Below are 14012 nucleotides of genomic sequence, written 5' to 3' on the forward strand. Positions count from 1 at the left end.
GCGCCGGTCAGCGGTGGGCGCTGAACTGCACCACCTGCTGGTAGGTCGGACGGTTCTGCCAGGTGGTCTTGGCGTCCGTCACCCCGCCCAGCGGGCGCTGGATGACGGTGTCGGCGCACCACTGGTCGCCCGCCGTGCAGTCCGCGTCGCCCGGGTAGACCTGGGCGGGGGTCTGGGCGGCGGCCTTGGCCAGGGTGGTCTGCAGCACGGTGCGGCAGGCCGCGAGGTCGCCCCCGCCGCAGAACGGGCGGGCCAGCGGGCCGGCGACCGGGTCGCCGAGGACGGCGCGCAGGTCCTTGTCCAGGTAGCTCCACCAGCCGTACTGGAAGGCCGAACCCTTGTGCGGGATGCCCTCGTTGGCGCTCACCGGGCCGCCGCCGGTCGCGCCGGTCTGGCCGCCGGAGGGCGACTCGTTGATCTGCAGGGCGCCGGTCAGCGCCGAGAACAGCTGGTCACCGAGCCCGGGCCGCATGACGCCGTCGGCGACCAGCGGCCACCAGGCGTCCATCACCCGGATCGCGGCCGCGTCCGCGTAGGCGTGACTGCCCGCCGAGGTCTCCTTGCGCTGGGCGCCGTCGGCGAGCCAGGCCTCCAGCTGCTGGAGCGCGGTGGCGGCGGCCGGGTCGGTGACCGGGGCGCTGCGCAGCACCCGGATCAGGTCGGGAAGGACGTCCTCGGCCCGCAGGTCGGCCAGGGCGGCGCTCTCCATGGCCTGGGTGAGAGTGACCCGGCTCGCCTTGCCGCCGCCCTGGAGCAGCGCCTTGACCCGGTCGTCGAGCAGGTTGGCGCGGTGCACCGAGCCGTTGCCGAAGCCGGCCGCCGTGAACCCGTCCGCCTGCTTGTTGTTCCAGGAGACGTAGTAGTCCTGGTTGACGGACTGCGGGTGCTCGGCCGGCGGGGTGTACCGGGCGGTGTTGGTGGCGGGGTCGAAGTCGGCCCACTCGTAGGCGGGTCGGGCGAGCACGGGCAGTCCGGCGTCCACCCCGGGGGCGCGCACCGGGTTGCTGCCGGAGTTGTAGTAGGCGATGTCGCGGGAGTCGGCGTAGAACCAGTTGAAGGTGTAGTTGATGTCCTGCGCGGCCCGCTGGAAGCTCGGCGCGTCGTGCACCGCGCCGGGGTCGTTCAACTCCTGGAAGCCAATGATGGAATCGGCCTCGTGGCGGTAGGTGGAGCGCAGCGAGGTGAAGGCGACGGGCGCCCCGCCGACGGTGCCGCGGGCCGTCACCAGGCCGTAGTTCGAGCGGTACATCACCAGGGTGTAGGAGCCCGCCGCGGTGGAGTCGGCGGTGGTCGGGCTCCAGGCGTCCTTGCGCTCCAGCCGGTCGAAGGGCAGGCACTGCCCGTGCCAGAGGTAGGAGTCGGCGGCGGTGGTGACCGGGGAGCCGTCGGTGGTGCAGAGCGGGACGGCGTAGGTGTCGGTGATGTCCTGCCCGGCCGAGGTGGCGCTCCAGGCGTAGTCCTGGCCGCGGCCGAGCTGCACGTAGAAGCTGAGGCCGGCGAAGGCCGCGCCGCGGGCGCTGATCCCGGGGCCCTGGATCTCCTCCAGCATCAGCAACTGCGGGGCGAAGTAGCCGGTCTGGGGGCCGAACACGGCGACCGGGTGGCCGTCGTCGGTGTGCGCGCCGGAGACCAGCAGGGCGTTGGACATGCCGTGCTTGGCGGTGAGCAGGTTGCCGGGCAGGACGCCGTCCGCCTTCGTGGTCGCGGAGTTCGCCGAGCCGGTGGCGTCGTAGACCACCTTCTCCGGCACCACCGAGCCCGGGTCCGGCAGGGCCTGGCCCTGCGGGGCGTCCGGCACCGTCGCGTACGGGAAGCTCTGGCCGTCGTGCAGGGTGCGGACGGCCTCCGGGTCGTCGGACTCGCGCAGCGACTTCCACAGCGCGTCCCCGGCGTCCTTGCCGTACCGGGCCTCGGCGGTCGACTTGACCTGGGCGGAGGCGAGTTCACCGCCGCCGCCGGCGCCGAACAGCGCGCCGACCACGGAGGCCAGGGCGACCAGGTCGGTCAGCTTGAACGGCTCGATCGAACCGGCGTTGGTGATCGGGTCGATGTGGCCGGTGAGGTCGTACTCGCCGGGGAAGGTCCGGGCGTTGTACGCCTGGCTCGCGTACTGGTTGATGCCGTCCAGGTACGCGTTGGCGTCCGCGAGTGCCTGGGTGGCCCGGCCGCCGCGGGCGGCGAGCGCGTCGATCTGCTGCTGCAGCTCGGCCTCGGTGTACGGCGCGGCCTGCCAGAAGCTCTGCTCCAGCTGCCGGTTGGCGGCCGCGCCGCCCGCGAAGCCGGACAGCTGGCCGCGGCCGACGTGCCGGAACAGGTCCATCACCCAGAGCCGGTCCTGCGCGGCCGCGTAGCCCGCGCCGAACTCGGTGCCGTAGCGGGTGGTGCCGCTGATGTGCGGGACGCCGGTGGCCTTGTCGCGCACGATCGTCACGTCCGCGCGCGGGCTGACGGTGCTGGCCACCTGGTCGGCGGGGACGCCGAAGGAGGCGTCGTTGAAGAAGTTCCGCAACCCGGCCTCGGTCAGCCCCGGGTAGCCGGAGGCCAGGGCCGAGTACGGGCCGAGCTGGTCGTCGGTGTGCGCCGGGCGGCTGCCGAACATCCGGTTGAGCAGGATCTCGGCGAGGGTGGCGTTGCCGTTCTCGCCGGGCGGGAGGATGTCGGTGCAGCGGCCGCCGCAGTAGTCGGGGGCGGCGGCCGGGGTGGGGGAGGCGGTGGCGGGGGCGGTCAGGGCGGCGGTGACGAACAGGGCCGACGCGAGCGCGACGGCCGCGGACCGGAGGGGGTGGGGGCGTGTGCGTGGGGGCAAGGCGAGCTCCTCCGTCGAAGCCACGGGGAGTCGACGGTAGGGGTGCTACTGGCCGGTTGGCTAGTGGCGTGCATGCCATTTCGCCCGCGAGGTGCCGGAGTTGGGGGTGTCGGGCGTCGGGTGTCGGGGGCCGGGCGAGGGGGCGGACGGCCTCCGGCGGGCCGGGGTGTCGGCGGGGTCGGTTAGGGTCGCTCGCGGTAGTGGGTGATCTTCCGGCGCGGGGCGGCGGGGCAAGGGGTGCGTGGTGGGGCGGGAGCTGCTGGCTGCTGGTGGGTCGTGCTGGGGGCGGGCGTACCTGGACCTCGGGGCCGCGGGGGAGGAGCCGCCGCGGGTGGTCGAGGGGTTCGCCCTGCTCGGGGAGGCCTGTTACGAGGGCTGGGAGGGGCCCGCGGCGGTGCTGCTGGACGGGGCGAGCGGGGCGGTGTTCCTCGGGCGGCCGGGGGACGACGGGGCGCTGCGGCGGGACTTGCTGGCCAGCAGCACGGCGTGTCTGGTGGCGCTGGCGCGGGTGGTCGAGGGGCTCGGCGGGGCAGCGGAGTACGGGCCCGCCGGAGTGGCCGAGGTCGTGGAGACCGGACGGCGGCTGCTGCGGGAGGCCGATCCGGAGCTGTACCGGCGGACGGGTGGCCGGCCCGCCCACTGGGAGGCGGCGGTGACGGTCCGTGCCCTGGCGTGGGGTGCCGGGCCGGGCGGGCCGGGGGAGTCGGCGTACGCCGTCACTCCGGCCCTGGTGGCGGACCTGGCGACGGCGGAGGGGGAGGGCGGCGTCCGTCGCTTCGGGGAGGACGAGCTGCCCGCGAACGTGACGCACGGTCCGACCCGGCGGCTGCTGACCGAGGTCGGCCTGCCGGTGTCCGGGCGGTGCGTGCTGGAGGTCGATGCCGAAGGGCCGCTGGAGGGTTACGAGCCCGAGGACGACGAGGAGGAGCCCTCGGAGCGGGCGTACCAGCGCGGGTTCCCGGTGCTCGGCGGGTGGATGTACGACTTCGACGTGCTGCTCGACGGCGCGACCGGGCGGGTCGAGCTCACCGATGTGTGGGGCGACGGCGGGACGGCCGCCTACCTGCACCGCGACCTCTCCGCGCTGCTGTACACGCTCTGGACCTTCCACCGGCTGCGCGCCGCGCGGGAGGAGGCGTACCGGGAGCGGAAGGAAGCCCCCTGGTCGGTCTTCGACCCGTGCGAGCTGTTCGACGGCGCGGCCGAGGAGGCGCTGCGGGCGATCGATCCGGAGGCGTTCGCGAGCGAGGAGCACTTCTGGCCGATCCGGATCGACGACGGGCACATGGGCAGTCTGCTGGAGTAGCCGAATTGGCAGGTGGGAACGTGAGTGAGGGTGGGTCGGTGCGGACGCTGGTGGGGGTGGTGCGGCGGCAGAAGAAGCTGCTGCTCCTGTCGGGGGTCACGGTGGCGGTGACGGTCGGGGCGGCCGCGCTGCTGGTGTGGGCGGAGGTGCTGCTCGGGGGGAGCGTGGTGGTCGGGGCGGCCGGGCTGGTGGTGCTGTTGTTCCTGGTGACCTTCGGCAATGCGGCGATGCTGATCGCGGTCGATGACGCTCTGCGGGGGCGGGCGGTCGGGGTGTGGTCCAGTTGTGCGCGGGCGGCGGGGCGGTTGCCGGTCATCGCGGGCTGGGCGGTCGGCGGGGCCCTGACCATCCTGGTGGGAGCGGTACTGCTGGTCGGGGCCAGCTGGGTGATGGTGGGCTACCTGGTGCTGCCGGCGATGGTGCTCGACGGTGTCGGGATCCGCGAGGCGCTGCGGAGGTCCCGGGAGGTGCACCGGCGTGAGGGCTGGACGAGTGTGCGGGGTTCGAGCTGGGTGGCCCTGCCGGTGGTGCTGACCTTGCTCCCGTCGCTGGTGGCCCTGGTCCTGGGCTTCACCGTGAAGGACCGGGTGCTCGGTGTGCTGTCGGTCGCGGGCGCGGCGGTGTGTCTGGGCGGTGGGTTGGCGGTGACGGCGAGTCTGTCCGGGGTGTTCCGGGTCCGCTACTACCGGGAGGCCATGGGGGGACCGGTCGAGGCCGTGCCGGTGCAGCCGGTGCAGCCGGTGTTGCACGTGTCGCCCGTGGAGTAGGACGCGTGCGGGCCGGCAGCCGCAGGGGCGGCGGCCGGCCCGGTGCCGTGCCCGGCTCAGTCGGGCAGGTGCGGGGGCGCCGGTCAGGGCTTGAGGACGAGGCGGATGGGGTTGCCTTCCTTGCGCTCCAGGGCCTGGACGGCGCGGGCGGCGTCGGCGAGCGGGAAGGTGCCGCTGACCGAGCGGGCGAAGTCGAGGCGGCCGCCGCGGACCAGGTCGACCAGGTCGATGACGTCCTGGCCGTCGGAGCCGTAGTGGCCGAGGATCTGCTGGCGCAGGTAGCTGACCATGGTGCCCTTGGTGATGGTCAGCGGCTTGTCGGTGAGGCCGACCAGGACCAGGCGGCCGCGTTCGCCGAGGGCGGCCACGGCCTGTTCGCGGACGGCGGCGACACCGGCGAAGTCGAAGGCGGCGGCGAGGGGACGGCCGGCGGTGGCCGTGCGCAGGCGGTCGGCGAACCGCGGGTCGGTGGGGTCGAGGGCGGCGTCGGCGCCGAAGGCGAGGGCGCGCTCGCGGGCGGCGGGGAGCGGGTCGACGGCGACGATCGGGAAGGCGCCGATGGCGCGCAGCAGCTGGACGCCGTGGGCGCCGAGTCCGCCGACGCCCCAGACGCCGACCGGCTCGGCGGGTCGGACGGCGCCGGTGCCGGTGATGGCGGCCCAGGGGGTGGAGACCGCGTCGGGGATGAAGCAGGCCTGCTCGAAGGGGAGTTCGTCGGGTATCGGGACGAGCGTGGTGGCGGTGGCGAGGGCGTACTCGGCCCAGCCGCCGTCGTAGTCCACGCCGCGGGTGTGCACCCGGCCGTTGCGGGTCTCGCCGGCCTGGAGCAGCACCCGGTCGCCGACGGCGGCGGTGGTGACGCCCTCGCCGAGGGTGTGCACGGTGCCCGCGACCTCGTGGCCGAGGGTGACCTTGTCCCCGTCGAGGAGGAAGGGCTTGAGGGTGCCGTCGATGAGGTGGACGTCGGAGAGGCAGACGCCCGCGGCCTCGACCTTGATCAGCACCTCGCCCGGGCCGGGGGTCGGGACGGGCACCTCCTCGACGGCGAACGCGCCCTTGGTGACGTCGAGGCGGCCGGCGAGCATCGTGGCGGTCATCGGGACTTCCCTTCTGCCGGGGGTGGCGGGGCCGGGGGAGTGCTCCGTCATCCCAAACTTGCTTGTTAGCCAACAAGCAAGTTCAACCCTAGCATGGTGCCATGCCCACGCACGATGACCCGGCCACCCGCGCGACCGCTCCGCAGGGGCCCCCACCCCGCCGCACCCAGGCCGAACGGCGCGCCCACGCCGAGGCGGCGCTGATCGCCGCCGCCGCCCGGCTGATCGCCGAGCACGGCAGCACCGGGGTCACCCTGGCCAGGGTGGGGGAGGAGGCGGGTTTCAGCCGGGGGCTGGCCACCCACTACTTCGGCTCCAAGGCCGCGCTGCTCGCCCGGCTGCAGGAGGAGGCGCTGGCCGAGGCGATGGCGGCGGCCGCGCCCGAGCGCAGTGGCGCCGGGGCGGCGGAGGAGCTGTGCCGCTTCGCCCGGGGCGTGCTGGAGGGCGTGCGGCACCCGACCGACCTGGGCCGGGCCTTCGTGGTGCTGGGGGCCGAGGCGCTGGCGGGCACCTCCGAACTGACGCCGGCGGTGGCGGAGCTGGACGCCCGGACGCGCGGCTGGGTGGCGGACGTGGTCGGCCAGGGCCTGGCGGACGGGGAGCTGCGGGCCGGGGCGGGCGCAGGGGTGGAGGTCGGAGCCGGGGTCGGTCCCGGCGCAGGGGTGGATGCCGGGGCCTTCGCGTTCGCCTTCGTGGGACTGCTCAAGGGGCTGGTGGTGCAGGCGGCGGCCGCGCCGGAGGCCTTCGACGTGGCGACGGCGACGGTGGAGGCGGAGCGCTGGATCCGCTTGGCGCTCGGCGCGGCCTGAGGGCCGGCGGGGCTTCCGACGGAACTGCCGGCGGAACGGACTACCGCCCGGAGCGGCTGCGGGCCGGGGGCGTCGCGATGCGGACCCGGGTGGTGGCAGGCGCCTGCTCCAGGTCGTCCAGCTGGGCGAGGATGGTGGCGCGCAGCTCGTCGTCGTCCTCGAACCGGTGGTCCTGGAAGAGGGTGTAGCCCGTCCACATCAGGTTGGCGCACACCCGGGCCGGCACCCGGCCGGTCTGCGCGCCCATGCCGACCAGGGCCACCGACCGGATGCTGTCCGGCACGAGCAGGTTCTGCCGGTGGACGGCCTGGAAGGCGGCGGCGCAGGCGAGGGCGACGTTCAAGGTCTCGCTCACGTTCTGCGAGGAGGTCTGCATCGTGGGCGCCGAGATCAGGAACTTCGGGTTGACCGCACCGGAGGGCACGCAGACCGCGCTGCCCACCGGCAGCGTGCCCGCGTGGGCGCTGCGTATCCTCCGCTGCACCTTCAGCTGGATGCCCGCCCCCAGGTGGCGCTTGATCGCGGCGTCCGCCCCGCCGTCCATCCGGCCCTTGGAATTGGTCGGGCTGACCCAGGCGTCGACCTGCTCGGTGAGGATCGAGCCCTGCCGGATCTCGATGCCGGGGGTGTCGGCGAAGGCGGCCCGCCAGGACTCGACCACCGAGGCGTTGAGGTCCGTCAGCACCACCCTGAGCGGGGACTGCGCGCGGTCCGTCGTCATGCGGCAACTCCTTTCGTACGGGGAGGGGTTCTCCCTGTCGTTCTCCGTGTCGTTCTCCCGGTCGAATCCGACGCTAGCGGGTGCCACTGACAATCCGTCCGGGGCCGTTCGGGCTGGTGGAGCGCCGGGTGGACCGTCGGGTGGACCGTCGGGTGGAGCGACGGGTCGGAATGTCGGTGCGGGCTGTTAGGAAGGTGTCGTCCGCCGGAGAGCTGACGGACCGTCATTCGACGCCTTTCCGTGACCAGACCAGCCGGAGTACCACCATGAGCGCTGCCGACACCTCCGCCACCGACCAGCCCGGAACGAACGACCCGAACGACCCGTTGGCCCTCGCGGAGCTGTTCCGGGGCGGCGGCGAGCCGTGGCTGCCGGTGCTCAAGCCGGTGATCGAGGCGCAGCCCGGTGCGGCCTCGTTCATCGGCCCGGAGCGCGGGTCGGAGGTCGTGCCGGTCCGCGAGCTGACCTTCCAGGCGCTCAAGCCGCACGCCCCGCACCGGTGGAAGGTGGTGGTCTTCGGGCAGAACCCGTACCCGCGCCCGGAGAGCGCCACCGGCATCGCGATGTTCGACAACGCCTTCCACGACTGGAAGGACAGCCAGTTCGGCCGGGTGATCAGCATTCGCTGCATCATCAAGGCCGCGGCGATGTGGAAGTACGGCATACCCAAGAAGACGCCGATCGCGGACATCCGCGCGCTGTTGAAGAAGGAGGAGACGGTCCAGCCGCCGGAGTGGTTCCAGGCGATGCTGACCCAGGGCGTGCTGCTGCTGAACGCGGCGCTGACCGCCAGCGCGGACGGCGCGATGGGCCCGGAGCAGCACACCGGGTTCTGGCGGCCGGTGGCCGAGCGGATCGTGGAGGAGATCCTGCGGGCCAAGCAGCAGGCGGGGGAGGAGGACCGGGGGGTGGTCTTCGCCTGGTGGGGTGCGCACGCGCGCAGCTTGAAGAGCGTGGTGCAGCGGTTGGAGAAGAAGTACCCGGGGGTCGAGGTCCGGCACATCGACCACGCCAACCCGGCGGCCCAGGGCGACATCTTCTGCGACAACGAGCACTTCGCCGCGGTGAACGCCGCGCTCGCCTCGCTCGGCGCGGACGGGATCGACTGGCTGCCGAGCAAGGGCTGGGACGCCGCCGCGGCCGCGGCCGGGGGCGCCGACGGCGGTGTCGCCGAGCGGATGGGCGCGTTCATCGCGTCCACCATGGAGCTGCACCAGCTGTACCTGGACCGGCTCGCCGGGGTGAAGGACGAGGGTCTCGATCTCCCGGCCATCAGCGGGGTGTTCGACACGCCGCTGATGGACTTCCGGGAGGCGGTGGCCCCGGTGGCCGAGCTGCTGCGCGGGCTGGACCGGCACGTCACGTCGTCGCACGAGTTCGGCAGGCGGCGGGCGGACGAATGGGCGGCGGAGCGCGCGGCCGGGCAGGTGGCCGGTCGGGCGGACGGGCGCGGGGGCGCGGGGGTGCCCGACGGGCTGTCCGCGGACGCGATCGCCGCGCTGTACCTGTACACCTGCGAGTCGGCGTTCTACCGGGAGATCAACGCGGTGCTGCGCTCCCCGGACCGGGCCCGGCTGGTGCCGTACCTGCCGTACCTGCGGCTGCTGTTCGGGGCGGTGTCGCAGCTGCCGGTGCGGACGGAGCCGCTCTGGCGCGGGGTGGCGCTGGACCTGCGCAAGCAGTACCCGCTGGGGCGGACGGTGACGTGGTGGGGGGTGTCCTCCTGCACCTCCGAGCCGGGTGTGGCGAAGTCCTTCCTGGGCAGCCGGGGCAAGCGGACGCTGTTCGAGGTGCGGCCGCTGCGCGCCACGGGCATCCAGCGGTTCTCGGCGTTCACGGGGGAGGAGGAGTACATCCTGCTGCCCGGCACCCAGTTGGAGGTCACGGACGTGCAGGTTCAGCGCGGCGGGCTGTGCACCGTGACGCTGACCGAGGTCGCGGGGGCGCCGCTGGTGTCCTGAGCCCGTGGCCCGGACGCCCCGGACGCCCCGGACGCCCCGGACAACCCGGACGGCCCCGACGCCCCGGCGCGCCAACGCCCCTTCGCCGAGCGGCCGTCGGGGCGGAGGGGTTCGTGGACCGACCGCCCGGGCGGCGGGGGCCCTCGCCCGGTCCGGTCCGGCCCCCGCCCGGTCGGCGCCCGCCTGCCGCCGGGCCGTGCCGTACGGGGCGCCGCCGGATAAGCCAATGGGAGTTCCCCGCGAGTTGCGCCCCGATTCCCGGGCGCGGTGGGCGGGTTGTCGAATCGACCCATTCGGGAGGGGGCGCTGCCGCCCGCTGGCCGGTTATCGCCAACTATTGAGCGTGCTCACTCAGCTGAGGTACAGTCATCAGCGGTTGATCGGCACACTATTCATCATCCTCGATGGCAGAACCGACCAGGCGGCACGACCGGCCTCCGCAGAGCGGCGATCCAGTGACGGATCGAATGAGTTCTGACATCTTTTCCAGAAAGGCCGCTTCGGAGACCATGGACTTTCCGGACGACCTCGGGCCAAAAGCCGGACTTCCTGGATGGCGCCCGTGAACGGCCAGATACTCCCCGACAAATGGTTCGTTTCCCGAGAATTGCGTCCGGAGGCGCCGGTCAGGCTCGTCTGCTTCCCCTATGCGGGCGGCGCCACGTCCATCTACGCCCGCTGGCCGGCCGCGCTCGGCCCCGAGGTCGAGGTCGCCGCGCTGGCCCTGCCGGGCCGGGAGCGCCGCCTCGGTGAGCCCGCGGCCGTCGACGTGGAGCGGATCGCCGAGGCCGTCGCGGCCACGGCCGACCGCCCGTACGCGCTGTTCGGCCACTCGATGGGCGGCCTGCTGGCCTTCGAGGTGGTCCGGTGGCTGCGCCGGTCCGGGGCCGAACTGCCCCTCCACCTCTTCGTGTCGGGCTGCCCGCGGCCCGACCTGCCGCGGGGCGACGACATCTTCGACGGCCTGTCGGCGCTGCCGGACGACGCCATGCTCCAGCGGCTGGTGCGCGGCGGTGGCCTGCCCGCCTTCGTACTGGACGAGCCGGAACTGCTGGAACTCGTCCTGCCCGTCTGCCGGGCCGACTTCGGCTGGTTGGACGCCTACGACTGCGGTGACGAACCGCCGGTGCCGGTACCGATCACCGCCTTCGTCGGCAACGAGGACGCCTCGGCCCGGCCCGAGGACGCGGCCGGCTGGGCCGCGCACACCACCGGACCGTTCGCCCGACACGTCCTGCCGGGCGGTCACTTCTTCCTCGACGACAACCTGGACGCGATCAGCCGGGCCGTTCGTGCCGGGATCGGGAGCCCCGTGGCGTGACGCCGCGGGCCCCGGCAGGGGGCCCCGAGACAGGCAGGCCCCAGTCCGCGACGGTTGGAACGACGAGGTCAGGAACTGCGATGGCGGATGGAACCACCGGGTCGGCCGGGCCCGGGGCGGAGGGGGCGCGGATCGCCCGGGCGGCCCACGGCCAGGAACTGGTCTGGCGGACCGGCCGGCGCTCCGGGGGCCTGCTGCTCCAGCACGTGGCCGACACCTTCCGGTTGGACGCCGCGGTCGACGAGGAGCAGGTCCGTTCGGCGCTGGCCGCGCTGACCGCCCGGCACACCGCGCTGCGGACCTCGGTACGGGTGCTGGACGGCGAGCTGCGGCAGGTGGTCCACCCGGGGATCGACCTGCCGGTGGAGTTCACCGACCTCAGCGGTCCGGACGACGGCAAGCGCGCCGAGCGGCTCGCCGAGATCGCCGACCAGGCTGCCGTGCTGCCCTTCGACCCGGCCCGGGCGCCGCTGTGGCGGGCCGTCGCCGTCCGGCTCGGTGAGGCGGACTGGGCGGTGGTCCTGGTCGCCCACCAACTGGTCTGCGACCCGGCCTCGTTGTTCCTGCTGAACGCCGAACTCGCCGAACTGTGCGCCGCCGAGGAGCAGGGCCGGGCCCCGGTGCTGCCGGACCGGCTGCTGGACTTCGCCGACCACGCGGACCGGCAGCACGGGCGGGACCGGTACGAGCGGGCGCGCCGGCGCGGGCGGGACCGGCGGTACGAGCAGGACCGGCAGTACGAACGGGACCGGCTGGAACCCCACGCGGACACGGCCGAGTTCTGGCGCTCCCGGCTGGCCGGACGGCCGTCCGGGCACGGCCTCCCGCTGGACCGGCCCCGCCCGGCCGTCCGCGCCTTCGCGGGCGCCGAGGTCCGCGCCGAGTTCCCGTCCGGCCTGGCGGCCGCGCTGCGGGCGGGCGCCCGCCGGCTCGGCGGGTCGCCGGCCCCGGTGCTGCTGGCCGGTTACGCGGCGCTGCTGCACCAACGCTCCGGCCGGACCGACCACCTGATCGGCGTGCCCGTCTCGGGCCGGCGCGGCCCCGAGACGCTGTCGCTGGTCGGGGCGCTGGCCGGCCAGGTGGTGCTGCGGCTGGACACCTCCGGCGACCCGTCCTTCGCCGCGCTGGTGGAGCGCGTCCGGGACGTCGCCTCGGCCGCCTGGCAGCACCAGGAGCTGCCCGTCGCGGAGTTGGCGGACCTGGCGGACCTGCAGGACGTCGCGGACCAGGCGGAGCCGTCCGCCGGGCAGCCGCCGGGCGCGCCCGTCCACCAGCTGGCGTTCACCCTCGCCGAGGGCGAGCTCGGCGCCCCCTGCGGGTACGCCGAGGACGACCTGCTGCTCGAAGTGGCCGACCGCGCCGCCCGGTTGGTGTACGACACCGAGCTGTTCGCCCCCGCCACCGCGCGCGCCCTGCTCGACGACTACCTGGCGCTGCTCGCCGCCGGTCTCGCCGAGCCGGCCGCCCCGCTGTCCGGCCTGCCCGCGGCCGCCGCCGACCGGACACCTGCTGCCCGCCCGGCACCCGCCACCGGCCCGGCACCTGCCACCGGTCGGACCCCCGCCGCCCGCCCGGCACCCGGCGCGGGCGGGGACGGCCGGGCCGAGAGTTTCCCCACCGGCAGCCCCGGACCGGCCGGGCCGGAGGGTCCGGGCGAGGGCCGGTCCGCCCCATCGGTTCTTCTGAGGAGCACGCAATGACGGTGACCGGTCGGATCGTCGGCATCCCGAGCGAGGTGTGGCACGAGGAGGTGCTGGCACCCCAGTTCGCCTACGAGGCCGAGCACCTGCTGCGGCACTACGTGGCGATCGAGAAGGTGCTGCTGCTGGAGTACCGGCGGATGGAGCTGGTCGACGGCCCCGGCACCGCCGCGATCGCCGCCCGCCTGGACACCGTCGACCAGGACGGCATCCGGGCGAACCCGAGCGAGAACATGTCGGACATCTCCTTCGCCCTGGAACGGCACGTCGCGGCCGGCCCGGTCCCGCCGTTCGCCGCCTGGCACGCCGACCGCAGCCGCAACGACCTCCAGGTCTGCGCCCAGCTGCTCTCCGCCCGCGAGCAGGTCCGGGCGCTGGCCGCCGACCTGCTGGCCTTCGACGCGGCCGTCCGGGCGCTCGCCGCAGGCGCCGTCGAGGTGCCGATGCCCGGCTACACCCACGCCCAGGCCGCCCAGGTGATCAGCCCCGGCTTCTACCTGGCCGCGCTGTCCAGCGAGACGCTGACCGCCGTGCGCCGACTGCTGGCCGCGTACGACGAGATCGACGCCTGCCCGCTCGGCGCGGGCAGCATGGCCGGGCAGGAACTCGACTGGGACCGCTCCCGGATGGCCGGGCTGCTCGGCTTCGCCCGGCCCCAGCCGCACGCCCTGGTCGCCGTCGCCTCGCGCGGCTGGGCGCTGGCGATCGCGGCCGAGGCGGCGAACTTCGCCGTCGCGCTGAGCCGCTTCACCACCGACCTGATGGCCTGGGGCGGCAGCGCCCACGGCTTCCTCGACCTCCCGGACGAGCTGTCCGGGATCTCCGCCGCGATGCCGCAGAAGAAGAACTTCCCCGTGCTGGAGCGGATCCGCGGCCGCTGCGCGCTGGTCGCGGGCAGCGCGGCCGAACTGGCGGCGGCCCAGCGCAACACCCCGTACACCAACACCGTCGAGGTGTCCAAGGAGGCCGGCGCCCACCTGCGGGTGCAGACCGAGGCGCTGCGCTCGACCTTGCGGCTGGCGCACGCGGTGGTCACCGGGCTGGTGTTCCGCACCGACCGGATGCGGGCGGCCTGCGAGGGCGAGTTCCTCGGCGGCTTCACCCTGGCCAACCGGCTGACCCTGGACGAGGGCGTGCCCTGGCGGACGGCGCAGATCATCGCCGGGCGCTACATCAAGGCCGCGCTGGACAAGGGCCTGGCCCCGGCCGACGGGGACGCGGCGCTGCTGGCGGCGGTCGCGGAGGAGGCCGGGCACCGGCTGGCCGGGCCGCAGGCGCTGCTGGCGGCCTCGCTGAGCGTCGAGGCGGGCCTGCGCGCCAAGACCTCGGTCGGCTCGACCCACCCCGACCAGGTCCGCGCCACCCTCGCCGAACTCGATGCCGAGCAGGAGCGGTTGACCGAGTGCTGGGCGGAGCGGGCCGCGGTCGCGGGGGCGGCCGCGGACGAGGTCACGGCGCTGCTCGCGGCCCCGGCGGACTCCCCGGCGCAGCGGTGACCCCGCCCTCCGCCGCGCGCCCGCCCTC

General features: G+C 74.5%; 10 protein-coding genes. 7 read left to right on the forward strand and 3 right to left on the reverse strand.

Features of this window, described 5'->3' with window-relative positions:
* Window positions 1–7: 7 nt before the first annotated feature.
* Window positions 8–2806, reverse strand: coding sequence for a penicillin acylase family protein (locus ACFWXO_RS42415; RefSeq protein ID WP_380531827.1), 2799 nt, complete (start codon window positions 2804–2806; stop codon window positions 8–10).
* Between the two features lie 244 nt (window positions 2807–3050).
* Here ACFWXO_RS42415 and ACFWXO_RS42420 point away from each other — a divergent pair, with 244 nt between their 5' ends.
* Complete coding sequence (locus tag ACFWXO_RS42420) at window positions 3051–4112, forward strand: SUKH-4 family immunity protein (RefSeq protein WP_380531830.1); 1062 nt, start codon at window positions 3051–3053, stop codon at window positions 4110–4112.
* A 20-nt stretch (window positions 4113–4132) separates the two neighbouring features.
* On the forward strand, window positions 4133–4879 hold the full coding sequence (locus ACFWXO_RS42425; protein WP_380531833.1) for a hypothetical protein: 747 nt from the start codon (window positions 4133–4135) through the stop codon (window positions 4877–4879).
* Window positions 4880–4962: 83 nt separating this feature from the next.
* Here the strand turns inward: ACFWXO_RS42425 and ACFWXO_RS42430 are convergent, their stop codons facing one another.
* The gene (locus ACFWXO_RS42430; RefSeq protein WP_380531836.1) at window positions 4963–5976 is read right to left on the reverse strand and encodes a zinc-binding dehydrogenase; all 1014 of its coding nucleotides are present in this window, start codon (window positions 5974–5976) and stop codon (window positions 4963–4965) included.
* A 101-nt stretch (window positions 5977–6077) separates the two neighbouring features.
* Here ACFWXO_RS42430 and ACFWXO_RS42435 point away from each other — a divergent pair, with 101 nt between their 5' ends.
* Complete coding sequence (locus tag ACFWXO_RS42435) at window positions 6078–6785, forward strand: TetR/AcrR family transcriptional regulator (RefSeq protein ID WP_380531839.1); 708 nt, start codon at window positions 6078–6080, stop codon at window positions 6783–6785.
* Window positions 6786–6825: 40 nt separating this feature from the next.
* On the opposite strand, the gene ACFWXO_RS42440 is transcribed toward ACFWXO_RS42435, so the two are convergent.
* Complete coding sequence (locus ACFWXO_RS42440; protein ID WP_375890546.1) at window positions 6826–7506, reverse strand: macro domain-containing protein; 681 nt, start codon at window positions 7504–7506, stop codon at window positions 6826–6828.
* A 266-nt stretch (window positions 7507–7772) separates the two neighbouring features.
* On the opposite strand from ACFWXO_RS42440, the gene ACFWXO_RS42445 reads away from it, so the two are divergent.
* From ACFWXO_RS42445 to ACFWXO_RS42460, 4 genes are all read left to right on the forward strand, one after another.
* Complete coding sequence (locus ACFWXO_RS42445; protein WP_380531842.1) at window positions 7773–9467, forward strand: ADP-ribosyltransferase domain-containing protein; 1695 nt, start codon at window positions 7773–7775, stop codon at window positions 9465–9467.
* A 607-nt stretch (window positions 9468–10074) separates the two neighbouring features.
* On the forward strand, window positions 10075–10788 hold the full coding sequence (locus tag ACFWXO_RS42450) for a thioesterase II family protein (protein ID WP_380531845.1): 714 nt from the start codon (window positions 10075–10077) through the stop codon (window positions 10786–10788).
* An 80-nt stretch (window positions 10789–10868) separates the two neighbouring features.
* Window positions 10869–12488 (forward strand): condensation domain-containing protein, encoded by a 1620-nt coding sequence (locus ACFWXO_RS42455; protein ID WP_380531848.1) that lies wholly within the window; start codon window positions 10869–10871, stop codon window positions 12486–12488.
* A complete protein-coding gene (locus ACFWXO_RS42460) occupies window positions 12485–13984 on the forward strand; it encodes a lyase family protein (protein WP_380531851.1) in 1500 nt (499 codons plus the stop codon). The genes ACFWXO_RS42455 and ACFWXO_RS42460 overlap by 4 nt, the downstream gene beginning before the upstream one ends.
* Window positions 13985–14012 lie beyond the last annotated feature (28 nt).

It is taken from the genome of Kitasatospora sp. NPDC059088 (genome assembly GCF_042738155.1).
Lineage (GTDB): Bacteria > Actinomycetota > Actinomycetes > Streptomycetales > Streptomycetaceae > Kitasatospora.

Excerpts from the sequence above, each read along its gene's own strand:
- ACFWXO_RS42430 (WP_380531836.1), bottom strand. The coding sequence starts at position 5,976 with ATGACCGCCACGATGCTCGCCGGCCGCCTCGACGTCACCAAGGGCGCG.
- ACFWXO_RS42435 (WP_380531839.1), top strand. The coding sequence starts at position 6,078 with ATGCCCACGCACGATGACCCGGCCACCCGCGCGACCGCTCCGCAGGGG.
- ACFWXO_RS42440 (WP_375890546.1), bottom strand. The coding sequence starts at position 7,506 with ATGACGACGGACCGCGCGCAGTCCCCGCTCAGGGTGGTGCTGACGGAC.
- ACFWXO_RS42445 (WP_380531842.1), top strand. The coding sequence starts at position 7,773 with ATGAGCGCTGCCGACACCTCCGCCACCGACCAGCCCGGAACGAACGAC.
- ACFWXO_RS42455 (WP_380531848.1), top strand. The coding sequence starts at position 10,869 with ATGGCGGATGGAACCACCGGGTCGGCCGGGCCCGGGGCGGAGGGGGCG.
- ACFWXO_RS42460 (WP_380531851.1), top strand. The coding sequence starts at position 12,485 with ATGACGGTGACCGGTCGGATCGTCGGCATCCCGAGCGAGGTGTGGCAC.